The organism is Flavobacterium sp. N1994, assembly GCF_025947145.1.
Taxonomy (GTDB): domain Bacteria; phylum Bacteroidota; class Bacteroidia; order Flavobacteriales; family Flavobacteriaceae; genus Flavobacterium.
The window spans coordinates 1,361,858-1,388,483 of record NZ_CP109999.1; the positions used below are offsets into that span (position 1 = coordinate 1,361,858).

A 26,626-nucleotide genomic window follows, 5' to 3' on the forward strand; every position below is an offset into this window, starting at 1 on the left:
TAACAGCCCTTTGACGAAATAGCGAAGCTTTCGTTGATTTGTGGGTAAATCATAACGTCTTAACAAAACCATATTGAGCAAGAGGGTTTAGGCCAAGTGCTTTGGTATGGTGAAATAAAATGTACTCCCCTCATTAAGGGTTGAATCTAACCAAATCTTACCACCCAATGATTCTACAATTTTTTTGGTAACAGCCAATCCCATGCCTGTTCCCCCATATTCTTCTCTACTATGCAAACGTTGAAATATCACAAATATTCTATCAAAATATTCTTCCTCAATGCCTATTCCATTATCCTCTACAGCAAACAACCAGTTATCATCTTGAGTAATAACTGAAATTTTTATAATCGGATGAATGTTTTTACGACTGTATTTTAAAGCATTACTAATCAAATTTTGAAATAACTGCAACAATGGTGATTTATATGATTTTATGAGAGGAAGTGTCCCAAAAACAATGATACTGGCATCTTGTTCTTCAATTTGCTTTCTGTATAAAATTTTTATTTCTTCAATTAATGTATTAAGGTCGATAGACTCTTTTGTTTCAGGCATCTTACCCACTCTTGAATATTCTAAAAGATCTAAAATAAGCAGACGCATTCTTTTGGCTCCATCTAAGGCAAAGTCAATATAACTGGTTGCCGTTTCATCAAAATTGGACCCATATTTTTTATTTAATAGGGTAATAAAACTAGAAACCATTCGCAATGGTTCTTGCAAATCATGTGAAGCTATATAAGCAAACTGTTCTAATTCTTGATTAGAAACAATAAGTTCTGCTTTTTGCTTTTTTAGACTTTCATTCAACTCAATCAAACGAGATTCATAGGCTTTTCGTTCTGATATATCTCTTATAAAAGCACAAAAGAATTCTTCTCCATCCTGTAGAATAGGCAATACCGTTAATTCAATTGGAAAATGTTCCCCATCTCTTCGGATAGCTTTAAATTGAAGTAAAACGTTTAAGGCGGGTCCTTTTCCTGTTTTTAAATAATTTTTCATGCCATTCTCGTGCAACGCTCGATGAGATTCAGGGATAATAATATCTGACAATAACCTACCCACAACTTCTGTGGCATTCCATCCAAATATTTGCTCTGCTTCTGGATTCCAGAAGGTAATTATTCCCTTTTTATCGATACAAATAATGGCATCCAAAGCGGCATTCATGATTAACTTTTGCCGCTCTTCACTATTTTTAATTTGCTCTTCTGCTTTTTTTCTATCATCAATATCCTGAAAACTACCATAAATCCTATTGAATTTTCCATCTACTAACTCTGCTTCCCCTATAACTCTTACCCAACGTTCATTTCCTTTCCCAGTAACAATTTGAAATTCATCGTCCCAAGATTTACCAGTCTTAAAAGCCTGCTTGATATATTTATTGATTTTATTTCTACTGATTCCTTTTTTATAAAAGTGAACACCCGATTTTAATTTAGGTATATAATCAGGATCCACTTCATGAATTTCTTTAGTAATATCAGACCAGAAAATAGTATTGTTAGGGATGTCAACTTCCCAGCCTCCAATTCTGGCTAATTCATTTGCCTTTTGGAGTAATTCTTCTAATTCTTTCTTTTCCGTAATATCTTTAGCAACAGCATAAATGTTGTTTTCTTCTGTAATATAAATAGCATTCCACGCCAACCATTTTACCTTTCCTGATTTGGTTATATTTCTAATCTCAAAGTAATTGGTAGTATTAGATTCTATTAACGAGTCTAATTCTATAATATATTTATCTCTATCTTCCGGATGAACAAAATTGGTATAAGGAACCGCATACAGCTCTGCGTCGGTATACCCTAAAAGTTCAGAAACAACTGGATTTATTCTTTTAAAGTATCCATCAAGCCCAACGATTACAATTAAATCGGGAGCAAAATTGAATAATTGATTCAATTCTTGCTCTAGTTGTTTTCGTTTAATTTCTGGGCTTAAATAATTGGACAAGGAATTAAATAACGTGATGTATTTAGCCTGATTTAGAACCTCATAATCTAGTCCAAAAGCCAGCACTCCAATAACTTCATTATTAGAAAGCAAGGGCAAACCTATTAGTGTTTTTACACCATATTTAAGGATAGTTGCTCTTCGTCTTAATACTTTTTGGTTCGCTAAATCTCCTAATATCACAATCTCCTTGCTTTCAGCAACGATACCAACAAAACCTTCTCCTTGTCTGGAAATTTCTATAGCGTTTGTATCTTCTAGAAACAATTTCATGTTAGCAGTAGTAGAGTGCGTGCTGGTTTTTAGTAATACATTTTTTTGACTACCACTAATCCAGACTTCGGCAAAACAAAAACCTCCAAAATTAGTAATAAGACGTAGCGTTTTATCTAGGGTTTCATGAAGTTTTGCAGATTCATTAAAAACAATACTAATATCAGCAATAAGTTCATTTTGCAGTTCTTCATTTTTGTGTATCGTTACATCTCTTTCTATAGCTATCCAATGGGTAAACCATCCTTTTTCATCGGCTACCGGACTAATAGTCATATTAACCCAGAATTCCTCGCCATTCTTTTTATAATTAACAAGTGTGATTTCACATGATTCCCAATTTTCAAGTGCTTTTCGTAACCGTAGTAACTCTTTTTTATCTGATTTCGGCCCTTGCAATATCCTTGGGGTTTTACCAATTATTTCTTCGGCAGTATAGCCCGTCATTTTGGTAAAAGCATCGTTTACATAAATTATTCTAGGTCCTGGCTCATTAAACGGTTCCGCTTCAGTGATTAAAACAGCATCATCGGTATTGGTAACCACAGAACTCATTAATTTCAACTGCAGTTCTTCTTGTTTACGCTGAGTAATATCTTGCATAGCGCCAATAACTCGGACAGCATTTCCTTTTTTATCTCTGATTATAAGCGCTTTATTGGTAACATAAGCATAAGTACCATCAGCTTTAAGGTAACGATGTTCATAGGACCAATTAGCATCATTACTTTTAATAGCCTCTTTAGCACTTTGTATAACTTGTTCAACTTCCTCCGGATGCAATCGCTTTTTAACCTTTTCTTCATCCCTTACTGCTACATCATCCATCTTACCGAATAAGTGATTAAAAGGTTCCCCCCAAAAAACTTTATTAGTTGCTATATCCCAATCCCAAATAGCATCTGAAGTAGCTTTGGTCACATTTTCATATCTCGCAATACTTTCTTTTAGTTTATCGTCTGTATTCTTCCGTTCTGTAATATCTTTAAGTGCACCAATAATTCGAACAACTTTATTAGTTTCATCTCTTACAAGATAAGCACTATCTTGAACAAATGCCTGTTGTCCATTAGGCTTTATGATTCTGTATTCCTGTTTCCAGAAATTTTCATTACTATGGATTATATCCTTAATACTTTGTTGCGTTATGGTTCTATCCTCTGGATGAATATAATTATCCCAATTGGTTTCAGGAGCGTTGAGCTCTTCTAAATTAAATCCAAAACTGGTTTTAAATCCTTCAGCTCTATAAGTAACATTAGTCACTAAATCCCAATCCCAAATAGCGTCCGAGGTTGCTTTAGTAACATTCTCATAGCGTTCAATACTTTCTTTTAGTTTCTCTTCTGTTTTCTTACGTTCTGTAATATCTTGCACTGTACCTTCCAAAAAGATAGTGTTTCCCTGATTGTCTTTTTTGGAGCTCCCTTTTACATGTACCCATTTTATAGTTCCATCCTTTAGCAAAATTCTGTGCTCAATATCCATTTCTTTATCGCCAGCTATTACAGCCGACTGTTCTTCCAAGAAAGCATTAATATCTTCTGGGTGGATCGTAGCCTCAAACAATTCATAATCGGGCTTACCATTTTTGTTGATGCCCCAAATCTTATAGACCTCTGAAGACCAAAACAGTTCACCTGTTTCGATGTTTCTTTCCCAATAACCCAATTTAGCAATTTGTTGGGCAGCTCGTAATTTGGCCTCTCTATCTTTTAAAACACTTAAAGCTTTTTTACTCTCAGTAATATTTCTACCATAGCAAGCAATCCCAACTATTTCTCCCTGTTTATAAATAGGATTAAAAGAAATATCAGACCAAGTTTCTTTACTATTTTTAGTAGCAGGACTTTTTATCTCTTCCTTGAATGATTCTCCAGCTAAAGCTCTGCTGTAAAAAGTTTTCCAAAAATCATTAAGTTCCCCAGAAAAAACAGTGGGCATCAAAATGTCGTCTCCTGCTTCAATGGTAATGCCTGTGAGTTCTTTAATAGTAGTAATATAGGCTTGATTAGCCGCTATTAATTTAAAATCTTTACTTACACTCCATATTAAATCATCAGTACCATTAATTAAAGCTTCTTTATCCCTTTTTTCAAATTCTTTTTGTTCTTCTAATTTTAATGTATCGGTGATATCAATTAAAATCACTAAGGATACTCTCCTTCCTTTGTAAGTCATTAAGTGACCACTGATATCCATGAACATAATGTCGCCATTCTTTTTTTTATGACGCCAAATGTTTTTATGTATCCTACCGTAAATAGATTCGTCGGAAACGGCACGTTCAAGTTGTTCAATATCCTCTGGAGGCCGAATATCTTTGATGGTGAGCGATAAAAACTCTTCTTTAGTATACCCATACTTTAACAGGGTTTCCTCATTGCAATCTATGATTTGAAGTGTCTTAAAATCAAAAATAAACATGGGAGCCGGACTGTTCTCAAAAAGATTTTTATAGAGTTTCTCTGATTCCACAAGAGCCTCTTCTTTTTTTACTTTTTCGGTACCGTCTTTGGCGACGCAAAACATCATTTTTTCAGTCTCATCCCATTTGGCAGACCAAATAATTGGCACTATGGTACCATCTTTTTTTATATACCTGTTTTGAAAATTGGTTTGATCAATACCTGCAATAACTTCAAGTGAAGCTTTTATGGATTTTTCTAAATCATCTGGATGAACTAGTGCAGTAAAGCTTTGCCCAACCAATTCATCAGGGCTGTAACCCCATACTTTTTCAGATGCCTTGCTTACTTTTACAAAATTGCCAGTAACATCAATCGTACAAATAACGTCTCGTGAAAAATCCATGATTTTCTCCAACTCCGCTTTAGTTTCCTTGATAGCGAGTTGACTCTCGGTTTCATCGGTAACGTCTCTGGCTGTAACAAATACCCCTATTATAGTTCCTTTTTCATCTTTTGTGGGAGAATGAGTAAACGTAAAGTACCGGTTAGCATCATCAGCCAAGGGAATTGTAATGTTTGATTTTTCTACAGCACCCTTTAGCACTCTGGTGTATATGGCTTTCAAGTCGGCTATTCGCTCTGGCTGGGCGTAATCAAAGATTGAATTTCCCTTTTTTATTTCAAAGCCTAAATATTTTTTACCTAAATTTTGCAACTCTTTACTAAAAGAAACAACATTTAAATTAGCATTCAATAAGATAAATGATTCCCCTGTATTGTCAATCATTACTGCCATTTCCTGTTCCGAACTTTTTCGGATCGAAATGTCTTGCATAGTAGTGCAACTGTATTCTTTTCCATCATCATCAACAAATAAGGTGGATGTGAATTTAATCGGAAATCTTTCGCCATTCTTTCTTATTCCAATCAGCTCCGCTTTGATGCTTCCTTTTTCTTTTCGTTCTTGAATAAGTTTTTGGATATCAGCATCTGTATAGTCAACAACATCTTTTCTTTCTAAGCAGACAAACTCTTGTTGGGTATAACCAAACATTTCTTCTGCCGTTTTATTGACCTCTACTATACTGCCATCAGGAGTGGTAAATAAAATTGCGGATATTGAGTTATCAAAAATTATTTTATATTTTTCTAGACTATTCTTCATGTTTTCAAAATATCAAATTGTAATTGGCGATTAAAATCTTGTTTTGAACAAAATCGAAATATTGCATTGTTTTCTTTTAGCGTTTAAATACCTGAAATCCAATAATTTTGAATTTTTGCAATTACTTCAAGAAACTCATCAGTATCAGTTGGCTTAGTAACAAAGGCGTTTGCGAAATTTTGATACGCTTTTTCTATATCAGCGTTTGAAGAAGATGTTGTAAAAATTACTACTGGTAAATGCTTTAATTCAGGAGAACTTTTAATATACTTTAGCACTTCATGCCCATTTCTTTTGGGCAGATTAATATCCAGTAATACTAAATTAATGGAAAGTGCTTCGGCATCAACATTTTCTTTAAAAAAACGTATTGCAGCATTACCCTCTTTTATTACCATTATTTTCCCTTGAAAATTAGCCTCTTTCAAAGCCTCTTTCATCAAAACAATATCACCTTCATTATCTTCTATCAATAGTATAGTATGTGTCATAGGCTATTTTTAGAAATTAGAGGAAATTCAATCAATATTTTCAGTAAGAAATTTATTCTGTTAAAGTACTAAATCTAACTTGCTTGTTGAAGAAATTAATGTTTAAATAAATTATTTAACATATGTTGAAGTTTCAAATTGCTTTTGTTACACAATTCCTCCCATCTATGCCCTATTCATAAATGTATAACTTTTTTTGTTGCATTACTAACAATATAAAAATTATATCTTTACTCTTATTTGAAAACAAATTGATATGAAACTCTTTATGCTGCTATTTCTTCCTGCCCTTGCTGTTTCCCAAATCCAATTGCAAGAGTATCCCAACTATGCTGGCACTGACCTTGGCGTTACTTATACACCGAAAGCAACAACCTTTAAAGTATGGGCGCCCAAAGCTTCACAAGTTACTTTACGTTTGTATGTTGCTGGTAGTGGCGGAACTGCTTTGAAAGAGATTGCTTTAGTAAAAGGAATGCAAGGCACTTGGCAAACCAAAGTTGCTAAAGACCTAAAAAACACTTACTACACTTTCCAAGTCATGCTAAATGGGAAATGGCTTTTAGAAACACCTGACAGTTATGCCAAAGCAGTGGGGGTAAATGGCAAACGAGGCATGGTAGTAAATCTAAAAGAAACCAATCCGAAAAACTGGACTCTTGATAAAGGACCTGTCGTAAAAAATGCCACGGATATGGTGTTATATGAATCGCATATTAGAGATTTTTCTATCGATGCTAACTCAGGGATTACTGCTAAAGGAAAGTTCTTAGGCGTGGCGGAAAAAGGAACTAAAAGTGCTGAAGGATTATCAACCGGAATAGATCATTTAAAAGAACTAGGCATCACGCACATTCATCTGTTGCCTGCTTTTGATTTTAATTCGGTAGATGAGTCAAAACCCGAACTAGCGCAATACAACTGGGGCTATGACCCATTAAATTATAATGTTCCCGAAGGCAGTTATGCTAGTAATGCCAAGGATGGAACAGTGAGTATCAAAGAATTTAAGTCCATGGTGCAGGCGTTGCACAGTAACGGACTTGGAGTAATCATGGATGTGGTGTACAATCATACTTCGGGACGCGATAGTAGTTTTAATCAGTTTACTCCCGATTACTTTTACAGACAAAATCCCGATGGAAGCTACTCAGATGCTACGGGTTGTGGAAATGAAGTAGCTTCTGAAAGAGCTATGGTGCGTAAGTTCATCATTGAATCGGTATGCTATTGGGCGAAAGAATACCATGTGGATGGTTTCCGATTTGATTTGATGGGCGTGCATGATATAGCTACTATGAATGACATCAGTGCGGCTTTGCATAAAATCAATCCTTCTATCTTTATTTATGGCGAAGGTTGGACTGCAGGGGCTAGTCCGCTTGACGAGAAACTTAGAGCGGTGAAGAAAAATGTCTATCAATTGAATAAGATTGCCGCTTTTAGTGATGATATTCGGGACGGTTTGCACGGACCTTATGATAAGGTAAAAGAAACCGGATTTGTTGGTGGAAAAACGGGAACGGCCGAGAGTGTGAAGTTTGGCATAGTGGGCGCTGTTTCGCATCCGCAAATTAATTACAAAGCCGTCAATCATTCAGATGCTCCTTGGGCTGTTGAACCTTCTCAAAGTATTAACTATGCTTCTTGCCACGATGACAACACCTTATTTGACCGACTAAAAATTGCCAATCCTGAAGCCTCTGAATCCGATTTAATTAAAATGGACAAGCTGGCACAATTGACTGTCTTTCTTTCTCAAGGAGTGCCTTTCATCCATTCGGGAGCTGAAATGCTACGCACCAAACAAGGAGTTGCCAATTCCTATAAATCCCCCGATAGCATTAATGCTATTGACTGGAGTCGAAAATCGAAATACAAAGCTGTCTTTACTTATTATCAGTCGTTGTTAGCGATGCGTAAAAACCATCCAGCGTTTAGAATGCCAACGGCAAAGATGATACAAGAGCATGTAACCTTTAGGGAAAGTAAAGATTCATTGTTAATCCAATTTCAAATCAGTAATAATGCTAATGGCGATGCTTGGAAAGACATCTTAATTGTGTTGAATGGAGATAAAACCGATAAAACCATCACGCTTCCTGAAGGTAATTGGACCGTAGTGGCGAATGGAGATTTGGTAAACGAAAAAGGAATTGAGAAGGTAAACGGAACTATTTCTGTGGGTCGCATTAGTGCTTTGGTATTATATAAATAGGATATGAACATAGAATCAAAAATCAAAAACTACATAACCAGTCAAGCTGAACCTAAACGCAGTGACTTAGAAATCTTGCACGGTATCATTCAAGGTATTGAACCTACTGCTAAACTATGGTTCTTGGATGGTAAAAATAGTGAGGGCAAGGTCGTTTCTAATCCGAATATTGGGTATGGACTTCGAACTATACACTATGCTGATGGAACTACTAAGGAATTTTATCAAATTGGACTAAGTACTAACACTAGCGGCATCTCTGTTTATATTTTGGGCATTGAGGATAAAACCTATTTAGCCAAAACCTATGGAGATACCATAGGCAAAGCAACTGTCACTGGATATTGCATTAAGTTCAAAACGATAAAAGCTATCAATATTAAAATTCTAGAAGCCGCTATCCGTGATGGATTTCAAGCGTAGCCTAACATGAAATAGTACTGGAATTGTATAACTTTATCCCATCAGTATATAAGAACAAATCCATTAGTGCGAAGTACCTTTAAAGTACTAAAATAGTAGATGATGAAAACTTTATACTACTTCCGTACTATGCTATTGCTTTTCTTAGCTTTAACAATATTTTCTTGCTCTTCAGGTAGGTATCCCAACTCAGGAACCGCTTCCGATAGAACAGGAGCCAACGGTGCTACTAATGGGACTGGAAAAGCCCCTAGAGGCAACTCACATGATTATAAATACCAACGCTAGAGCTTGATATTACTTAGACATCCATTGATTTAAGTCGGATAGCGTGTAGAACTTCATGTGGTTTAGCTTCATGTATTTACACACAAATTCTAGGGTTTCAAATTTGGTTTGATAATTATCGGTAATGTTCTTTACTGGACGATGACTGCACAAAACGAGGATTTTATTGGTTCGTTTGGCATCATCTAATAACTCTAAAAGATAGGGTATGCTGAAATGGACATGGCTATTATCAATATCAAAAGCATAGACAAACTTAGACCCTCTAAAATAACAGCCTTCTTTCTCTGGAGCATCACCACAAAAAGCACGACCTCTAATAATATCGAATTTCGGTGTCAATGCCGAATCCAATTCGGCCGATCTTTCGCCGTATGGATAAGCAAAGGATGTCGAATGGAACTTTCTTTTTTTCATCGAGGCTATCATAGGATCTATTTCCTCTTTCAAATAAGTGGAAATTCCGTTAGCAGCTATATATTTCACCGCGTTAAAATGATGGTACCCATGCCCTGCTATTTCGTGTCCTTCTTTTTGTAAATCATATAACTTTTGCATTTGCGGTGTCCCAATAGAATCAATTCGGCAGACACAAAAAGTAGCTTTCCAGCCATAAGGTTTTAATAATTGATCGGCTTCGTACCATTCGTCAACATAGGCATCGTCAAAACTTAAGATTACTCCACCATGTTGGACATCCGGTTTGGTCTTTTTGGGCGTACAAGACACCGAGAATAGTAATGGTAAACAAAGTAAAAAGCTAAAAAGAATACGTTTCATATAAAAAGAGTTTGGGACAAGAGCTAGATTTATTTTCGACAATGATGGATTCAAATTTAAAGCTTTTTTTACAATGGAAAACGTCCGTCAATAGAAAAGAAAACTCCTATATTCTATGCCTAGAAATTAAACCTTACCCCTGCTCCTTTTTAAAAGCTATTAAAAGACATCACTGCTACTCTTTAAAGTCAAGCCAATTGGTAGCCCAAAAACAATCCTCGAATACTAATAAAAAATAACCGTTTATCTTTAAAAAATAACACTATTTTTACAGTATCAATCTTTAGTAGTGTTAGAAGTTTTAGGATATATTGGAGCTTTATTTATTGGTATAGTATTAGGAATTACTGGAGGCGGTGGTTCCATACTAACGGTTCCTATATTAGTTTACGTCCTCAACTACAATCCGATAACGGCAACCGCTTATTCTCTATTCATAGTCGGCACCACTTCTGGATTTGGTACTTTTCAAAACTTTAAAAAAGGATTAGTCGTACCGAAAACAGCGCTTCAGTTTGCCATTCCATCGGTAATTGGCGTTTATATCACTCGCAAGTTTATAGTCCCTAAGATACCCGAAACACTATTTTATTTTGGTTCGGCTCAATTGTCAAAAGAAACTTTTTTAATGTTGCTATTTGCGGTTGTTATGTTTTTGGCAGCCTACTCAATGTTGAAAACCAAGAAAGAAGAAGAGGCTGTTGCATATAAAACCAATTCTTTATGGATTACGATTATCCAACTATTTTTTGTTGGGATTTTAATTGGATTGATTGGAGCTGGTGGTGGTTTTTTAATTATTCCTGCACTACTAAAAATTGCCAAATTACCCATAAAAAAAGCCATTGGCACTTCGTTACTAATCATAACTATTAATTCATTGATTGGCTTTACTGGTGATGTGCAGAACATGGAAATCGATTGGGCGTTTCTAATTACGTTTACTACTTTCTCGGTGATTGGTATTTTTATTGGTCTTTATATTCAACACTATATCAATGAAAAACATTTAAAAAAAATATTTGGTTTCTTTGTATTGATTATGTCCTTCTTTATTTTGTATAAAGAGGTTTTTTCATAAAGTATTCCAAATGGATTATTGATTACTGAAGCTATTCTTTAATTTTGCTTAAAATTTTTTGAAATGAAAATCGAACAAATATATACAGGATGCATTGCCCAAGCCGCTTATTATCTGGAAAGTAATGGGGAAGCCGCCATCTTTGATCCATTGCGTGAAGTACAGCCTTATTTAGATAAAGCCCAAAAAGATAATGCCACTATAAAATACATTTTTGAAACTCATTTTCATGCTGATTTTGTTTCTGGTCATTTAGACTTAGCTAAGAAAAGCGGCGGCAAAATTGTTTATGGTCCAACCGCTAATCCAGAATTTGATGCGATAATTGCCACTGACGAACAAGAATTTAAAGTGGGGAATTATACCATAAAAGCCATTCATACTCCTGGACATACCTTAGAAAGTACTTGTTATCTTCTTTTCGATGAAAACGGAAATCAACACGGAATTATTACGGGTGATACCTTATTCATTGGCGATGTGGGTCGTCCTGATTTGGCGCAAGCTTTAGTAGATGATTTAACTCAAGAAAAATTAGCTGGCTATCTTTTTGATTCGTTACGAAATAAAATAATGCCTTTATCAGATGAGTTAATGGTGTATCCAAGTCATGGGGCTGGAAGTGCTTGTGGTAAAAACATGAGTAAGGAAACCACAGATACTTTGGGCAACCAAAAACGAAACAATTATGCCTTGAGAGCAGACATGACTAAAGAAGAATTCACTAAAGAACTCCTTGATGGTTTAGGCCTTCCTCCTGCTTATTTCCCTCAGAATGTCATGATGAATATCAAAGGATATGACTCCTTAGATAGTATTATTGAGAAAAGCAAAGTTGGTCTTTCCCCAAGAGAATTTGAAGCTGTTGCGAATCAAGGAAATGTTGTTATTTTGGATGTTAGACATGAAAATGACTTTGTAAAAGCTCATATTCCGAATTCAATATTTATTGGAATTCAAGGAGCTTTTGCGCCTTGGGTGGGTTCTATGTTGAGAGACGTTAACCAAAAATTACTTTTAGTCATTCCAGAAGGAAGAGAAGAAGAAACTATAACCCGATTATCTCGTGTAGGCTTCGACCATGTGCTAGGGTATTTAAAAGGCGGCATTGAAGCATGGAAAACAGAAGATTTTGAAACGGATAGTATTGCCTCCATTTCTCCTGAAGCATTTGCTACTCAATTGAATTCTAAAAGTATTGTAATTGATGCTAGAAAACCCAGTGAATTTGAAGCAGAACATGTAAGTAATGCCTTGAATATTCCTTTGGACACTATTAATGAAAACTTTCAAACCGTTCCAAGAGGAGACGATTTCTTTTTGCATTGCGCTGGCGGTTATCGATCTGTTATTATGGCATCCCTTTTAAAATCGAGAGGTATTCATAACATCATAAATATTGAAAAAGGAATGAGCGGCATCAAACAAACTAAGGTAAGTTGTACGCAATTTGTATGTCCTTCAACCAAAAAATAAATCACAAAAAAAATCAAATAACTAATTATTAAATAGGCAAATTAAATACATTTGCATTCGTAAAAAATTTAAAACAAAAACATGAAAAAAATACTTCTTATAGTAGCCGTAGCCGTAGCTTTATATTCTTGTAATAGATTAGCAGAAGGTGAATATGTAATTACAGGAAATGTAAAAGGGATTAAAACTGGTTTGGTTTTCTTAGAAAAACAAAACCCTATGGGAATGGGTGCTCAAGCTATCGACACCGTAAAAATTGTAGATGGTAAATTTGAAATCAAAGGAAAAACAACAGAGCCAGAAATTCATTTTATTCAAATTGATAAAGTAAACGGTAAAGTGCCTTTTATTCTTGAAGGTGGTGAAATAGAAATTACTGTTGACAAAGACAGTCTTTTCAAATCTAAATTGAGCGGAACTTATAGCAATGATGAATTCAACACTTTTAATACTGAATCTAATAAAATTCAAAAAAGAATGCAAAAACAAGTGATGGATTTTCAAATGAAAAACATGGCTGCTATGAATGAAGCACAACAAAAAAATGATACTGTTACTATGAACTCCATCAGAAAACAATATGATTTACTTCAAAAAGATATTACTGATTATACTTTTGGTTACCCAAAAACACATCCAAAATCTTATATCAGTGTTTTGATTACTCAAATGATGATAAACAACCCTAAATATTCAAAAGATGCTGAGGGTATTTACAATTCACTTGATGAATCTTTGAAAAAAACAAAACCAGGTAAAGCCATCAAACAAAGTCTTGCTGATCTAAAAAAAAAACCAGCGCTAAAGTAATTATTGGTCAATTAGCTCCTGATTTTAAAGCACCAACTCCTGAAGGAAAGAGTACTTCTTTAAAAGAGAATTTAGGAAAAGTTACTTTAATCGATTTTTGGGCATCATGGTGTCAGCCCTGTAGAGAAGAAAATCCAAAAGTGGCTGCACTTTATACTGAGTTTCACAGCAAGGGATTAAACATTATTAGTGTTTCCTTAGATGAAGATGCTAAAAAATGGAAGGATGCCATTGCTAATGATAAACTAGTTTGGATTCAGGTTTCTAATTTAAAGGAAATGAAAGACCCCATTGCTTTACAATATGGTGTGACTTTAATTCCATCTACAATTTTAATAAATGCCTCTGGAAAAATTGTTGCGATTGACTTATATGGTGATTCGTTAAAAGCTAAAATCAAGGAACTTTTAGCCATAAAATAATACAACCGATAAAAAAATCTCCTTCGGGAGGTTTTTTATTTTACTTAAAACCAAAAGGTTGAGAAAAGGATTGTGAATTAGTTATTTTTTTGTTTGCGAAGCTGAAAAGTGTTTTTATATTTGCACTCGCATCATTGCTGGGGAGATACTCAAGCGGCCAACGAGGGCAGACTGTAAATCTGCTGTGAGAACTTCGCAGGTTCGAATCCTGCTCTCCCCACACAATGTTTTAAACAAGAAAAAACCACAAGCTCGCTTGATGGTTTTTTTGTTTTAAAATGTTGCGTAAGGTTCACCCTTACGGATCATAAAGTAATCCTGCTCTCCCCACGAAGTCAAAAGCCTAAAACATTTAAAAAGTTTACTTTTATAAATGTTTTGGGCTTTTTGCTTTGAGTAAGGGTACCTTACTTGGGATGTTGCGAAGCAAAATCCTGTTTACTCTAATGCAATGGTATCAGTACCAAAAGCTGTATTACTATGTTTTATTTTAAAACGTTATATACAAGATTCATCCTTACGGATCATGAGATAATCCTGCTCCCTTAATTTCATAAACAAAAAAACGCCTCAATTACATGAAGCGTTTTTATTATAATTGATTTCAATCTTTATTCTAAAGCAAAAGTTACACTTACATTGGTATTAATTTCCAATTCTCCAACCGCTAAGGTTTCTCTTGGTGTTGCACCATCAGCTGCCATAGCCATCATCATGTTTCCTTTATACATAGGTTGTGGTGTATAGCTTTGAGAGTTATCAGTAATCAACAATGCCTTACCTACTTTTTGTCCTAATACCGAAACATAATCAGTTGCTTTTTGTTTTGCATTTAGAACGGCATTTTTTCTGGCTTCTTTTTCGTAATCGGCCATTTTAGAGGATTTAAATTCCACTCCTTGAATCGAATTTACTCCAGCATCATTCAATCCCATCATGATATCATCATATTTTGATAAATCTTTAAGTGTAATAGTCAAGGATTGATTGGCTTGAAAATTGTATTTCTTTTTTTCGTAATCGTAGCTTTTGTTTAAGCTGACGTTGTTAGTCTTAAAATCGGTTGCTGGTATTCCTGCTTTCTTCAGAAACTTAATGACTTTGTCAACCACCTCATCGTTGAGACTTTTTACTTCTTTGGCATCTTTACCCGAGTTCTGAAAACCAACATTTATTAGGGCTTGGTCTGGAATTACTTTTACCTTTCCTTCTCCAGTAACCGAAATTTGCGGTACTTGATTTTTTTGCTCTTGAGCTAATGCTGTTAATCCAAATAGTGTTACTAAAATTAATACAGTCGATTTCATAATTTGTTTATTTAATGATATTGTGTTTTTGTTTTACAAAAGTTGTGCCAATTATAATTTGCCTTGCTTTGCCATAACAAAAAGTATAATAATAGGAATAGCTAGTAGAATGACCATTAAGGTATTTTGTTGTAATAATATTGGCTCCTTTAATAAGGTAATAGCATAACCACCAATAGCTCCACCAAAATGCGCTGTATGTCCAATATTATCATTCTTGGCTCTCATTCCATAAATGGAGTAAAACAAGTAACCTATCCCAAAAATATAAGCTGGTAAAGGTATAATTCCAAAAATACCAATAGTCATATCGGGATATAAAAGGATAGCTGAATAAATTATTCCTGTTACTGCTCCAGATGCACCCACGGCACGATACCCATAGTCATTAGAATGAAAAACCATCGTAAGTAAACTTCCAAAAATTAAACTCCCAATGTAAATTAATAGAAAAGTGAAATTCCCTAAAGTTTGAGTAACTACAGGTGCAAAAGAATATAAAGCGATCATATTGAATGCCAAATGAACAAAATCAACATGAAGAAAAGCGGACGAAATCATTCTGATTTGTTCTCCTGCTCTAATACTACCAACATGAAATTCGTACTTTCTGAAAAAATAGGGATCATTAAATCCTTTTAAACTAAACAAGACATTGGCTGCAATAATTGCCAATACGAAGATGTTATCCATAGTTTGAAATATTTTCGTAAAAATAACAAACTTCTTTAGGTTTTGTTAATCACAATCTATTAAATGAGTTTAAACTTTATATTTGCATAAAATTAAGCAACATGCAGTTTATTATTTTTATCCTTGCCTATCCTATAATCTGGTTAATTTCCATACTTCCCTTCCGAATTCTTTATTGCTTTTCAGATATCGTTTACGTTCTTGTTTATCATATTATCAAATACAGAAGAAAAACAGTTAGACAAAATATTGCAAAGGCGTTACCCCATTTATCGGAAAAAGAAAGATTAGTAATAGAAAAGAAATCATACCATCACCTTTGTGATATGTTTTTAGAAATGATGAAAACCATGACTATTTCCCAAAGAGAAATGGATAAGAGATTTGTCTTTACCAATTTAGAACTGTATCAAGAGTTAGAAAAAGAAGGGAAAAGTATTGCCGTTATGATTGCCCATTATGCTACCTATGAATGGGTTATCTCTATGAATAAGCACATTCAATTTGAAGGATTTGCTATTTATAAAAAAGTGAATAATAAATACTTTGATAAACTGGTAAAAGACATTCGTTCCAAATTTAAAGCGACTTTAATTACTACCAAAGAAACTATTCCAACAATAGAGAGAAATATCAGAAACAATCATCATGGTGTTTATGGATTTGCTAGCGATCAATCGCCACAAGTTCACAAAGCCTTTCATTGGACCAAATTTATGGGTATTGAAACTCCAGTCCATACAGGTGCCGAAATGTTAGCTAAACGATTTGATATGAATGTGATTTTTTTAAGGGTAAAAAAAGTGAAACGTGGCTTTTATGAAGCTACTTTTGAATTGATGTTTGATAATCCGAAAGAAGTACCTAATTATCAAATCTCGGATGAATTTCTGAAAAGAGTCGAAAAACAAATCTTAGAAGCTCCTGAATATTATTTGTGGACACACAAACGTTGGAAACACAAGAAAATATAGTTTTCTGTTACTAGGATTTAAACCAAGACTTCACCATTTCATTTTCCTTATGCTTTGCATTTTTATGAACAAACTCATTTGTTTTTGGGTTGTAATCGTAATCTTTTGCCCAGTCTTTATGGTTTTTTGCTAACGATTTAATGCTTTCGCAAACAAACTGTATTTCTTCTGAAGTAGTAGTTGGATGAATAGACATTCTGATCCATCCTGGTTTTTTAATTAAATCGCCTGAGGTAATTTGGCACACCAAATCATGAGAAGTTTCTTGATCTACATGTAATAAGTAATGACCATAAGTTCCAGCACAACTACATCCACCTCGAGTTTGAATACCGAATTTATCATTTAGTAATTTTACCCCAAGATTGAAATGCAAATCATCAATATAAAAAGAAATAACGCCCAATCTTTCTTGATGTTGATTGGCTAAAATTTTAAGATTCTCAATGTTATTTAGCTCCGAAAAAACATAATCCACAATTTCATGCTCTCTGTCCATGATATTTTTAACTCCCATTTGCTCTTTCAGCTGAATAGCTAATGCAGTCTTAATCACTTGAAGAAAACCCGGAGTTCCACCATCTTCTCGGTCTTCAATATTGTCTATATATTTATGTTCTCCCCAAGGATTCGTCCAAGACACAGTTCCTCCACCAGGACAATCGGGCACATTATTGTTGTATAAATTTTTATTAAAAACTAACACTCCTGAAGTTCCTGGCCCACCCAAAAACTTATGAGGCGAAAAGAAAATAGCATCTAAATAACTTTCAGAATCAGGATGCATATCAATATCAACATAAGGTCCGGAACAAGCAAAATCTACGAAGCAAACGCCATTGTTTTGATGCATAATTTTAGCCACTTCGTGATAAGGCGTTCGGATACCAGTTACATTAGAACAAGAAGTTATAGAGGCAATTTTAAAGCTTCTATCTTTATATTTTTCGAGAAGTGTTTGGAATTCATTCAAACAAAACAAACCTTCTTCATTAGCCGGAATAACCACAACATCAGCAATAGTTTCTATCCAAGAGGTTTGATTAGAATGATGCTCCATATGTGAAATAAAAACAACTGGTTTTAATGCGGCTGGAATAGCAGTAAACTCTTTAAGGTTTTCTGGCACTTTTAGTCCAAGGATACGTTGAAATTTATTTACAACCCCTGTCATTCCTGTTCCCGTATTGATTAAAACATCATTGTCATTAGCATTTACATGTCGTTTTATAATGTGTTTTGCTTCATGATAGGCCATAGTCATAGCCGTTCCAGAAATGGTTGTTTCCGTATGAGTATTAGCCACAAAAGGACCAAATTCATTCATTAACTTTTCTTCAATGGGACGGTATAATCTTCCACTAGCCGTCCAATCCGTGTAGACTATTTTCTTTTTTCCAAAAGGCGTTTCAAACTCTTGGTCAACGCCAATGATATGCTTGCGGAATTGCTGAAAATAGTGTTCTAATTGAGTTTCGGTTGCTGTGGTAATCATAGGGTAACAATTTGATTTCAAAGATACACTATTTTTAATTTTAGCTAAAAACAAATGCCTTTCTTTGTGAAATTCACAAATATTCATATCCATTTAAACCTTAACTTTGTTAGAAGGTCTTAAACCTAAAAATTTTACTTATGAAAAATCAAATTGCGCTGCTTTTAGTTATTCTAGGAATGACTACAGCTTTTAGTCAAGAAGACAATCGATCAGCAAACACTGGAGATGATTTTAGCTTAGAAGGAGCATTAGAATTGTTCAAAAGTTCTAATTCTTTAGAAGAATTTGAAAAAAACCTCAACGATCAAAAAAATAACGTTAATAATCTTGACCTCAACGGAGATGGTGATATTGATTATATTAATGTAGAAGACATCAAGGAAAATGATACCCACATCATTGTTATGAGCACCTATCTTGATGAAACCGAAAAACAAGATATCGCTATCATTACACTTGAAAAAACTGGAAATGACAAAGCAGTACTTCAAATTGAAGGTGATGAAGATTTGTTTGCCAAAAATACTATAGTAGAACCTCAAGCTGAAGAAAAAGGAGCCGTACAAAACTTAAAAACTGAATCTAATGTTGCTGTAGTAGAAAATACAACCGTAGTTAATGTTTGGTTTTGGCCAAGTGTCCGATTTTTATATGGTCCAAGATATTCCGTATGGATTTCTCCTTATCGTTGGAGAGCTTATCCAAGATGGTGGAAACCATGGCGTCCAGTAGCACATCCTGTTTTTTATAGTTATGGTGTTCGTTATCGACCATATTATCGCCCAGTAGCAATTAGACGAGTAGTAGTAGCAAGAGGAATATATTATCCTAGAAGACATTCTTCAACTTTAGTTATCCATAATCGTAGAGGCACAACTATCATTCATCAAGGCAGAAGAGCTGGAGTTAGAGGTGGAATGAGAGGTGGAATGAGAGGTGGTCGTGTAAGAGGAGGAAGAAGATAAACTTCATTGTCATGAACAAAAACACACTTTGGTCTCTCCGTTTAGGTTTTTCTGCAAAACAGCAGCGAGCTATTGAACAAATGGGACTATCCACTTTTCTTGAGAAATCTTTTCGTTCCTCATATGAAAAGAAAACACCTTCCTTTCTGGATAATAGTCCAAAATCATTAAAAGAATTAAGAACAAGACGTCAGGAAATTAAGAGTTCAAATGCTGATAATGTCAAAGAATTATTGAAAGTAGAAATTCAAGTGCAACAAGAAATGAAAGCGTGGTGGCTTCAAAAAATGATGACAGATGACTTTCCATTACGCGAAAAAATGACCTGCTTTTGGCACAATCATTTTGTGTCTACGTTCCAAAAAGTAAAAGTGAATCATTGGATTTTCCAACACAATCAAATATTGAGAGAAAATGCTTTTGGCAACTTCAAAACCTTGACAAAAAAGATAGTTCAATCCAATGCCATGGTTCGTTATCTTGACAATGTAGATAACAAAAGAGATAAAATCAATGAAAATTTGAGTCGGGAATTACTCGAACTTTTTACCCTTGGTATTGGCAATTACACCGAAGAAGATATCAAAAATGGAGCAAAAGGTTTAGCCGGACTTACCTTAGGCGAAGATCAAGCGGAATACAGACGCTTCCTAGAGAATGATGACACCATTACTTATTTTGGTAAAACTGGAAAGTTCAAAGCGGAGGATATGATTGATATTATTTTTGAACAAAAGGCAATTCCTTATTTAATTACCCGAAAAATATTAAAATGGTTTATCTATGATAATCCTACAGAAGCTTTAGTAACTTATTATGGCGATTATTTTAGGAAAGTTGATTTTGAAATTAAGCCTTTATTAACCAAAATCTTTACCGAAGAATTTCCCAAAGACAACGCTGGCAGTAAAATCAAAGATCCGCTCGTTTACATTTTACAACTAATGAATGAACTGAATGTTGAGCAACTAAATCCAAGGTTATTGGCTTTTTATTTAAAACAACAAGGCATGGATTTATTCAATCAACCCAATGTTAAAGGTTGGAACGGCGGGAAAGAATGGTTAAGCTCTCAAGTATATTTACAAAGAAACAACGTAGCTGATTTGTTGTGTAACGGAAGAAACATCAGTCGAAGAGCAAAGATTATAAATGACGACATGACCAGTGAAAATGTGAACCAATTGATAAAAGTATCCTTGAATTGGACGAAATCTGGAACGAATAAAACTATTATCGCTGAATTACAAGACCGATTACTGTTTCAAACTGATGAAGACCTGCAAAAAGATTGGGAAACACTTCTCAAATATGACTTCAACCCCAAAGCGGAAAGTGCCGATAATGCAGTGATGCGTTTGTTTAACAACATGATAAAAACTCCTGAATTCCAAATCATTTAATCATGAACAGAAGAAACTTTCTTTCACTAACAGGAACCTTCACAGCAGGAACCTTACTCCTCCCCGATTTCCTTCATGCTTTTGGATCACAGTCTACTTTGGTTATTGGCGAACAATGTTTGGTTTTTATACAGTTGAATGGTGGTAACGATGGTTTGAACACGTTTATTCCTTATGATGACCCATTGTATTATGAATACCGAACTAAAATTGCTTTATCAAAAAATGAGGTAATTAGCACTAACAAAGGAATGGCATTTCATCCAGCATTAAAAGATTTTGCAACCATGCAGCAAAATGGCGATTTGACAATCATTCAAAACGTTGGATATCCCGAACCAAATCGTTCTCATTTTCGCAGTCAAGAAATTTGGCAAACAGCATCAGCATCTAATGAATATTTAAGTAGTGGTTGGCTAGGTCGTTATCTAGATTTACAATGCAAGGAACATCAACCTACAGCTGGAGTTAATTTTGACAGTATTGATAATTTATCTCTTAAAGGAAATGAACCTAACTCAATAACCGTAAAAGATCCTAATCGCTTTAAAATAAAATCAGACAAAGAAGAAACAGTAAAACTATCCGATAATCCTCAACTCGATTTTGTTCGTAAGATTGCTAATTCGGTTTCTGAAGGTTCTGATGACATTCAAAATGCTTTGTCCAAATCCACTTCAGAAACCAGTTATCCTAAAACAGGTTTAGGCAAAAACTTAGAATGGATTGCTCGTTTAATAAAAGGCAACCTCAACTCCAAAGTATATTATACTTCCCAAAATGGTTATGATACCCATGATAATCAAGTGAATATTCAACAACGCAATTTGACCGAATTGAATGATGCGATTTATAGCTTTTACAACGAATTAAAAAAAGCCCAACTATTACAAAATGTAACGTTAGTTGTTTTTTCAGAATTTGGAAGACGCGTAAAAGACAACGGCAACGGAACTGACCACGGAACTGCTGCGCCTATGTTTATCATTGGTGGGAATAACAAAGGAACCATTATTGGCAAAAACCCTAATCTTGCAAACTTAGACAACGGAGATTTAAAACACGAAGTTGATTTCAGAAGTGTTTATGCTACCTTATTGCAAAGTAAAATGAACTTTGATTATACCAAAATTGGGATTAGCAATACATTAGTAAATGGATTGTTTTGAGTTAAAAATAATTAGGATTGAAATTAAATTATTCACACCAGACAGGTTTTATATCTTGTCAGGTGTAATTTTTTGCTAATATTTCAATGTAGTAGTGAGAACTTAAAATGATATACTCAACAGTATAAAAAAATATAAAATTCAAAAATCATAATATAGTATTACTTTTTATCTTTGTCTAAAAGGTATATCATTATGAAACAAAATATGGAGAGCTATGTGATTAGAGTAACTTTAATATTTCTCATGGTTTTCTTACTAAGCTCTTGTGCTGTGAATAGAATAATTGGAGACAAAGATAAACTTACCATTTCTTATGATAGTATTGATTTTAAACTGTCTAAAATTGAGCATATGGGAAACATAAATGGTTACGGAAGCGGAGTATTTAGCCATGTGAAAAATGGAAAGTTTTTTATAGTTACACTAGAAGCTAAAAACAATTCAGCCTTAAAAAAAGAAATTGATTTAGATAAAATTATTTTGTGTGACAGCTCTAAAATTTGCCTGTCAGTTGGTCGAATTGATTACAATACAATAGTTGACTTTCCTGCTAACAGAATTTTAAAACTGCTCCCTAATCAAAAAGACGGAAGACACATGTTTTATGCTGGTCCTAAAGATTTCGTGCCAATGTATATAGTTATCAATAGAGATAATAATATTTACATCAAATTTGATTTTAATAAAAAGTAAGTTTTAATTAAGTAATAACAATTACTCAATCTTTCAATATCTTTGAAGAAAATAATAATCATGCAACATATTATCGACCGCTTTGTAAGCTATGTCACTATCGACACCGAATCGGATCCTAATTCAGACACCACTCCAAGTACCAAAAAACAATTTGATTTAGCCAATAAATTAGTTGAAGAACTCAAAGCCATCGGACTAAAAGAAGTTACTATTGACAAACATGGCTACATCATGGCTACTTTACCTTCTAATGTTGATCATAAAGTACCTACTATAGGATTTATTTCTCACTTTGACACCACTCCAGATTTTACAGGTAAAGATGTTAAACCACAGATAGTTCCTAATTATGATGGTGGCGATATTGTTCTGAACAAAGAACAAAATATCGTTTTATCCCCTAGTTATTTTAAAGATTTATTGCTTTATAAAGGACAAACGCTTATCACTACAAACGGGTTGACTTTGCTTGGCGCCGATGACAAAGCAGGTATTACTGAGATTGTAACCGCCATGGAATATTTGATAAACAATCCACAAATCAAACACGGAAAAATACGAGTAGGCTTTACCCCTGATGAAGAAATTGGTCGAGGTGCTGATTTATTTGATGTGAAAAAATTTGGTGCCGATTGGGCTTACACTATGGACGGAAGTCAGATTGGCGAATTAGAATATGAAAACTTCAATGCGGCTGGAGTGAAAATTACCTTCAAAGGAAAAAGCGTGCATCCAGGTTATGCTAAAGGAAAAATGATAAACTCTATGCTTATCGCTAATGACTTTATCAATGAATTACCTAAAGGAGAAACCCCACAGGAAACAAAAGATTACGAAGGGTTCTTTCACGTAACCCAATTGCAAGGGAGCCTTGAAGAAACGAAGTTGGAATTAATCATTCGGGACCACGATATGAAATTATTCAAACAACGTAAAGCCTTAATTGAGCAACTGACTAAAAAGTTCAATAAGAAATTTGCTAAACAATTTGGAGAAGACATTGTTATTACTACCATAAAAGACCAATACTACAACATGAAAGAAAAGGTAGAACCTGTAATGTTCATCGTTGATTTGGCAGAAAAAGCTATGAAATCATTAGGCATCAAACCTCTAATCAAACCTATTCGTGGAGGTACTGATGGTTGCCGATTGTCTTATATGGGATTACCTTGTCCAAATATCTTCGCGGGTGGGCATAACTTCCATGGGAAATATGAATATGTTCCTGTTGAGAGTATGCAGAAAGCGATTGACGTTATTATAAAAATTGCTGAATTAACCGCTACTACTGATTTTTCTAAAAAGAAAAAATAGTAAAGAATGATTAGTGAGTAGGAATTAGTATTCATGAAAGAAGAGAAACATACCTGGGATAAAGTTAATCAATGGGGAGAAGAATTAGCCTTATTGCGTAACATTATTCATAAAACTGAGTTGGTCGAAACCAATAAATGGGGAGGTGAAATCTACACCATCAATAACAAAAACGTTATGGGTATTGGGGGTTTCAAAAACTATTTTACCATTTGGTTTATGAACGGTGTGTTTCTAAAAGACGAAGCTAAAGTTTTAGTAAATGCAAATGAAGGGGTTACGAAAGGATTACGGCAATGGCGTTTTACTTCAGCTAAAGAAGTCAATGAAAAATTAGTTTTACATTACATTCATGAGGCAATTGCTAATGAAAAAGCTGGGCTTTCCATTAAACCTGAAAAGAAAGAAGCCATGCAATGTGAATTCTTTGAAATAGAATTGAAAAAAGACAAAGCCTTACAACTGGCTTTTGAAAAATTCAGTCCATACAAACAAAAAGAATTCTGGGAATACATGGCCACTGCCAAACAAGAGAAGACTAAAGTCAGTCGCTTTGAAAAAATAAAACCTTTGATTATGGAATATCGAGGTTTGAATGATAAGTATCGAACTTAAAAATTGTTTTTAACATAATTCTTTATTTCACTAATGCAAAAACTACTACTCATGATAAAACGAAATAAAGTAAAATCAATTTTAAGTTTCTTGGCGATACTCTACTTGGCTTTTTGTCAATCTTGTATGAGAATGCGAATGACGACTAAGGAAACCAAAGCCTTCTTCACAACTTCCAAAACAGCTTATATAGACTCTTCCAAGGAAATAAATGGCTTTACTATTCATTATATCGAAACTGGGAACAAAAATGCTTCTACCCTCTTCTTTGTTCATGGTTCTCCTGGAAGCTGGGATGCCTACAAAGACTATTTAAAAGATAGTTTATTACTTTCTAAATACCGAATGATTGCCATTGACCGAATTGGATTTGGTTACAGTAATTTTGGTAAGGCCGAAGACTTAAAAACGCAGGCTAACATCCTTGAAAAGTTTACAAAATTAACAGCCAATGGGAAACCTATTTATTTAATTGGGCATTCTTTAGGAGGACCAACTATTGTGCAAATGGCTGCAGATAAACCCAATGATTATAAAGAATTAATCATCTTAGCTGGAGCGGTTGACCCCAAAGCCGAAAAACCTGAAACTTGGAGAGCGGTCATTAAAACAAGACCTATACGTTATATCATCCCTGGAGCACTTCGCCCTTCTAATGATGAATTGTGGTGGCTAAAGAAAGATTTGTATGATTTAAAACCAATGCTGCAAAACATCACATCAAATGTTATCATCATACATGGTACCAAGGATCCTTTAGTACCTTATAGTAACGTGGCCTATATGAGACTGGAATTTGTTAATGCACAATCACTACAAATCATTTCTATCAAGGATGCCAACCATTTTATTCCATGGGAACATTATAAAGAAATAAGAGATGTGCTTTATACATTAGAATAAAAAATCCCAAACACTATTACTAGTCTTTGGGATTATAAATATTGAAATGTGTAAAAAGCTTATGCCTTTTTATTCAAAGCAGCTGTTAATTCTAACGAGATTGCAGAGCGCTCTATTTTAAGTTTTCCTGACATCGTTTCAATCACGGCTGTTGTTTCTGATAACTCAGCTATTTTGCCATGAAAACCACTTTTAGTGATGATTTTATCGCCCACTTTTAAAGTAGCTTCGAATTCTTTTTCTTGTTTGATTTTCTTTTGTTGTGGTCTAATCATAAAGAAATAGATAACCACAAACATTAGTAAAAACGGTAAAAATTGACCTATTTGTCCCATAATAATGTATTTTAATTTTGAATTAAACCTCTTCCGGTTTTTTGGATTTTATTTTCGTTTTGGAATTCTTTGACTAAGTTGTCTAATATTCCGTTGATAAAAAGACTGCTTTTGGGTGTTGAGTATTCTTTAGCAATTTCTAAATACTCATTGATAGTTACCTTAACAGGAATGGATGGGAATTTTAAAAACTCACAAATAGCCATCTTCAAAATGATAGTATCAATTTCAGCTATTCTTTCGGCGTCCCAGTTTGGTGTTTTATCAATATACTCTTTGGCTAAATCGACTTCATTAAGCACTGTTTTTCTGAACAACAAGCTTACAAACTCTTTATCTTCCTCATCTTTAAAAAGTTTAACCACTCTAAAATCTTCTTTATCCGATATTTGTTTCAGCTGCTTTAAGATTTGTGTATTCACTAACGGAATATCATCAATCCAAGTTAGTTTATTATCCTCCAAATAGTCATATAACTTTTCGTTGGGTGCAATCAAATCGGTAAACATGTCAATCACAAAGTCCTTATCTTCTTGAAAAGAAGATTTTTTGGTACTCATATACTTTTGATACAAATCACTTTGTCTGATCTCATTCAGTAAAAGCAATATATAGTCGTCATTCATCGACCAGTTATTGATTTTTCTTTTTTCTAACGCAATACTCAACGAGTTATTCTCTTCTAATAGTTGAAGAACCGCGTTATTGACAAATTTTCTATTGGGATTTTTCTCCTCAGGGGTAGCTAAATGTTTTTTACTAGAAGCTTCTAAGAAAATAACTTCTTTCTTTCTGATTTCTATCAAACAAGACAACATGATTAAATACAAATCTTGAATAGCATCGATACTGTGAAGCAAAAACTTTTCTTCTTTTTCAATATCATCAGAGCTTTTTTGATGCAATGCATAAATAGATTGCATTACTTTTACTCGAATATGTCTT

23 protein-coding genes and 1 tRNA gene are annotated in these 26,626 nt (G+C 34.3%); 16 read left to right on the forward strand and 8 right to left on the reverse strand.

Annotation, left to right across the window (positions count from 1 at the left end):
- Nucleotides 1-87: 87 nt before the first annotated feature.
- Nucleotides 88-5,814 carry a PAS domain S-box protein gene (locus tag OLM53_RS06230; RefSeq protein WP_264522179.1) on the reverse strand — a complete coding sequence of 1,909 codons (5,727 nt, stop codon included), beginning with the start codon at nt 5,812-5,814 and terminating at the stop codon, nt 88-90.
- A gap of 83 nt (nt 5,815-5,897) precedes the next feature.
- Complete coding sequence (locus tag OLM53_RS06235) at nt 5,898-6,305, reverse strand: response regulator (protein ID WP_264522180.1); 408 nt, start codon at nt 6,303-6,305, stop codon at nt 5,898-5,900.
- A gap of 256 nt (nt 6,306-6,561) precedes the next feature.
- On the opposite strand from OLM53_RS06235, the gene pulA reads away from it, so the two are divergent.
- The 3 genes from pulA to OLM53_RS06250 all read left to right on the forward strand — a co-directional run bounded on the left by pulA (nt 6,562) and on the right by OLM53_RS06250 (nt 9,234).
- On the forward strand, nt 6,562-8,523 hold the full coding sequence (gene pulA, locus OLM53_RS06240; protein WP_264522181.1) for a type I pullulanase: 1,962 nt from the start codon (nt 6,562-6,564) through the stop codon (nt 8,521-8,523).
- A gap of 3 nt (nt 8,524-8,526) precedes the next feature.
- On the forward strand, nt 8,527-8,946 hold the full coding sequence (locus OLM53_RS06245) for a DUF1801 domain-containing protein (RefSeq protein ID WP_264522182.1): 420 nt from the start codon (nt 8,527-8,529) through the stop codon (nt 8,944-8,946).
- Nucleotides 8,947-9,048: 102 nt separating this feature from the next.
- Nucleotides 9,049-9,234 carry a hypothetical protein gene (locus OLM53_RS06250; protein WP_264522183.1) on the forward strand — a complete coding sequence of 62 codons (186 nt, stop codon included), beginning with the start codon at nt 9,049-9,051 and terminating at the stop codon, nt 9,232-9,234.
- A 9-nt stretch (nt 9,235-9,243) separates the two neighbouring features.
- On the opposite strand, the gene OLM53_RS06255 is transcribed toward OLM53_RS06250, so the two are convergent.
- Nucleotides 9,244-10,014, reverse strand: a complete 771-nt coding sequence (locus OLM53_RS06255) for a polysaccharide deacetylase family protein (protein ID WP_264522184.1) — start codon at nt 10,012-10,014, stop codon at nt 9,244-9,246.
- Between the two features lie 289 nt (nt 10,015-10,303).
- Here OLM53_RS06255 and OLM53_RS06260 point away from each other — a divergent pair, with 289 nt between their 5' ends.
- From OLM53_RS06260 to OLM53_RS06280, 5 genes are all read left to right on the forward strand, one after another.
- The gene (locus tag OLM53_RS06260) at nt 10,304-11,095 is read left to right on the forward strand and encodes a sulfite exporter TauE/SafE family protein (RefSeq protein WP_264522185.1); all 792 of its coding nucleotides are present in this window, start codon (nt 10,304-10,306) and stop codon (nt 11,093-11,095) included.
- A 63-nt stretch (nt 11,096-11,158) separates the two neighbouring features.
- Nucleotides 11,159-12,571 carry an MBL fold metallo-hydrolase gene (locus tag OLM53_RS06265; RefSeq protein WP_264522186.1) on the forward strand — a complete coding sequence of 471 codons (1,413 nt, stop codon included), beginning with the start codon at nt 11,159-11,161 and terminating at the stop codon, nt 12,569-12,571.
- Between the two features lie 81 nt (nt 12,572-12,652).
- The gene (locus OLM53_RS06270) at nt 12,653-13,381 is read left to right on the forward strand and encodes a DUF4369 domain-containing protein (protein WP_264522187.1); all 729 of its coding nucleotides are present in this window, start codon (nt 12,653-12,655) and stop codon (nt 13,379-13,381) included.
- A 2-nt stretch (nt 13,382-13,383) separates the two neighbouring features.
- On the forward strand, nt 13,384-13,803 hold the full coding sequence (locus OLM53_RS06275) for a TlpA family protein disulfide reductase (RefSeq protein WP_264522424.1): 420 nt from the start codon (nt 13,384-13,386) through the stop codon (nt 13,801-13,803).
- A 139-nt stretch (nt 13,804-13,942) separates the two neighbouring features.
- Nucleotides 13,943-14,023: transfer RNA gene (locus OLM53_RS06280), tRNA-Tyr, on the forward strand.
- 391 nt (nt 14,024-14,414) lie between these two features.
- Here the strand turns inward: OLM53_RS06280 and OLM53_RS06285 are convergent.
- The gene (locus tag OLM53_RS06285) at nt 14,415-15,110 is read right to left on the reverse strand and encodes an SIMPL domain-containing protein (protein ID WP_264522188.1); all 696 of its coding nucleotides are present in this window, start codon (nt 15,108-15,110) and stop codon (nt 14,415-14,417) included.
- A gap of 51 nt (nt 15,111-15,161) precedes the next feature.
- Nucleotides 15,162-15,803: a rhomboid family intramembrane serine protease gene (locus tag OLM53_RS06290; RefSeq protein ID WP_264522189.1), complete on the reverse strand. Its 642-nt coding sequence runs from the start codon at nt 15,801-15,803 to the stop codon at nt 15,162-15,164.
- Between the two features lie 101 nt (nt 15,804-15,904).
- On the opposite strand from OLM53_RS06290, the gene OLM53_RS06295 reads away from it, so the two are divergent.
- Nucleotides 15,905-16,777: a lysophospholipid acyltransferase family protein gene (locus tag OLM53_RS06295; protein WP_264522190.1), complete on the forward strand. Its 873-nt coding sequence runs from the start codon at nt 15,905-15,907 to the stop codon at nt 16,775-16,777.
- A gap of 10 nt (nt 16,778-16,787) precedes the next feature.
- Here the strand turns inward: OLM53_RS06295 and OLM53_RS06300 are convergent, their stop codons facing one another.
- Nucleotides 16,788-18,272 (reverse strand): aminotransferase class V-fold PLP-dependent enzyme, encoded by a 1,485-nt coding sequence (locus OLM53_RS06300; protein WP_264522191.1) that lies wholly within the window; start codon nt 18,270-18,272, stop codon nt 16,788-16,790.
- Between the two features lie 140 nt (nt 18,273-18,412).
- Between OLM53_RS06300 and OLM53_RS06305 the strand changes: the two genes are divergently transcribed.
- The 7 genes from OLM53_RS06305 to OLM53_RS06335 all read left to right on the forward strand — a co-directional run bounded on the left by OLM53_RS06305 (nt 18,413) and on the right by OLM53_RS06335 (nt 25,346).
- Nucleotides 18,413-19,240, forward strand: a complete 828-nt coding sequence (locus OLM53_RS06305) for a hypothetical protein (RefSeq protein ID WP_264522192.1) — start codon at nt 18,413-18,415, stop codon at nt 19,238-19,240.
- Between the two features lie 11 nt (nt 19,241-19,251).
- Nucleotides 19,252-20,643 carry a DUF1800 domain-containing protein gene (locus OLM53_RS06310; protein WP_264522193.1) on the forward strand — a complete coding sequence of 464 codons (1,392 nt, stop codon included), beginning with the start codon at nt 19,252-19,254 and terminating at the stop codon, nt 20,641-20,643.
- Nucleotides 20,644-20,645: 2 nt separating this feature from the next.
- Entirely contained in the window at nt 20,646-21,812 is a 1,167-nt protein-coding gene (locus OLM53_RS06315; protein WP_264522194.1) for a DUF1501 domain-containing protein, read from the forward strand.
- A gap of 195 nt (nt 21,813-22,007) precedes the next feature.
- Nucleotides 22,008-22,508, forward strand: a complete 501-nt coding sequence (locus OLM53_RS06320) for a hypothetical protein (RefSeq protein WP_264522195.1) — start codon at nt 22,008-22,010, stop codon at nt 22,506-22,508.
- A 60-nt stretch (nt 22,509-22,568) separates the two neighbouring features.
- Nucleotides 22,569-23,828 carry a peptidase T gene (gene pepT, locus OLM53_RS06325; protein ID WP_264522196.1) on the forward strand — a complete coding sequence of 420 codons (1,260 nt, stop codon included), beginning with the start codon at nt 22,569-22,571 and terminating at the stop codon, nt 23,826-23,828.
- A gap of 33 nt (nt 23,829-23,861) precedes the next feature.
- Nucleotides 23,862-24,443 carry a YdeI/OmpD-associated family protein gene (locus OLM53_RS06330; protein ID WP_264522197.1) on the forward strand — a complete coding sequence of 194 codons (582 nt, stop codon included), beginning with the start codon at nt 23,862-23,864 and terminating at the stop codon, nt 24,441-24,443.
- A gap of 51 nt (nt 24,444-24,494) precedes the next feature.
- Nucleotides 24,495-25,346, forward strand: a complete 852-nt coding sequence (locus OLM53_RS06335; protein ID WP_264522198.1) for an alpha/beta fold hydrolase — start codon at nt 24,495-24,497, stop codon at nt 25,344-25,346.
- A 59-nt stretch (nt 25,347-25,405) separates the two neighbouring features.
- Here OLM53_RS06335 and yajC read toward each other — a convergent pair whose 3' ends face one another.
- Both yajC and nusB read right to left on the reverse strand, forming a co-directional pair.
- Nucleotides 25,406-25,681 (reverse strand): preprotein translocase subunit YajC, encoded by a 276-nt coding sequence (yajC, locus tag OLM53_RS06340; protein WP_264522199.1) that lies wholly within the window; start codon nt 25,679-25,681, stop codon nt 25,406-25,408.
- A gap of 11 nt (nt 25,682-25,692) precedes the next feature.
- A complete protein-coding gene (nusB, locus tag OLM53_RS06345) occupies nt 25,693-26,604 on the reverse strand; it encodes a transcription antitermination factor NusB (protein WP_264522425.1) in 912 nt (303 codons plus the stop codon).
- Nucleotides 26,605-26,626: the final 22 nt, after the last annotated feature.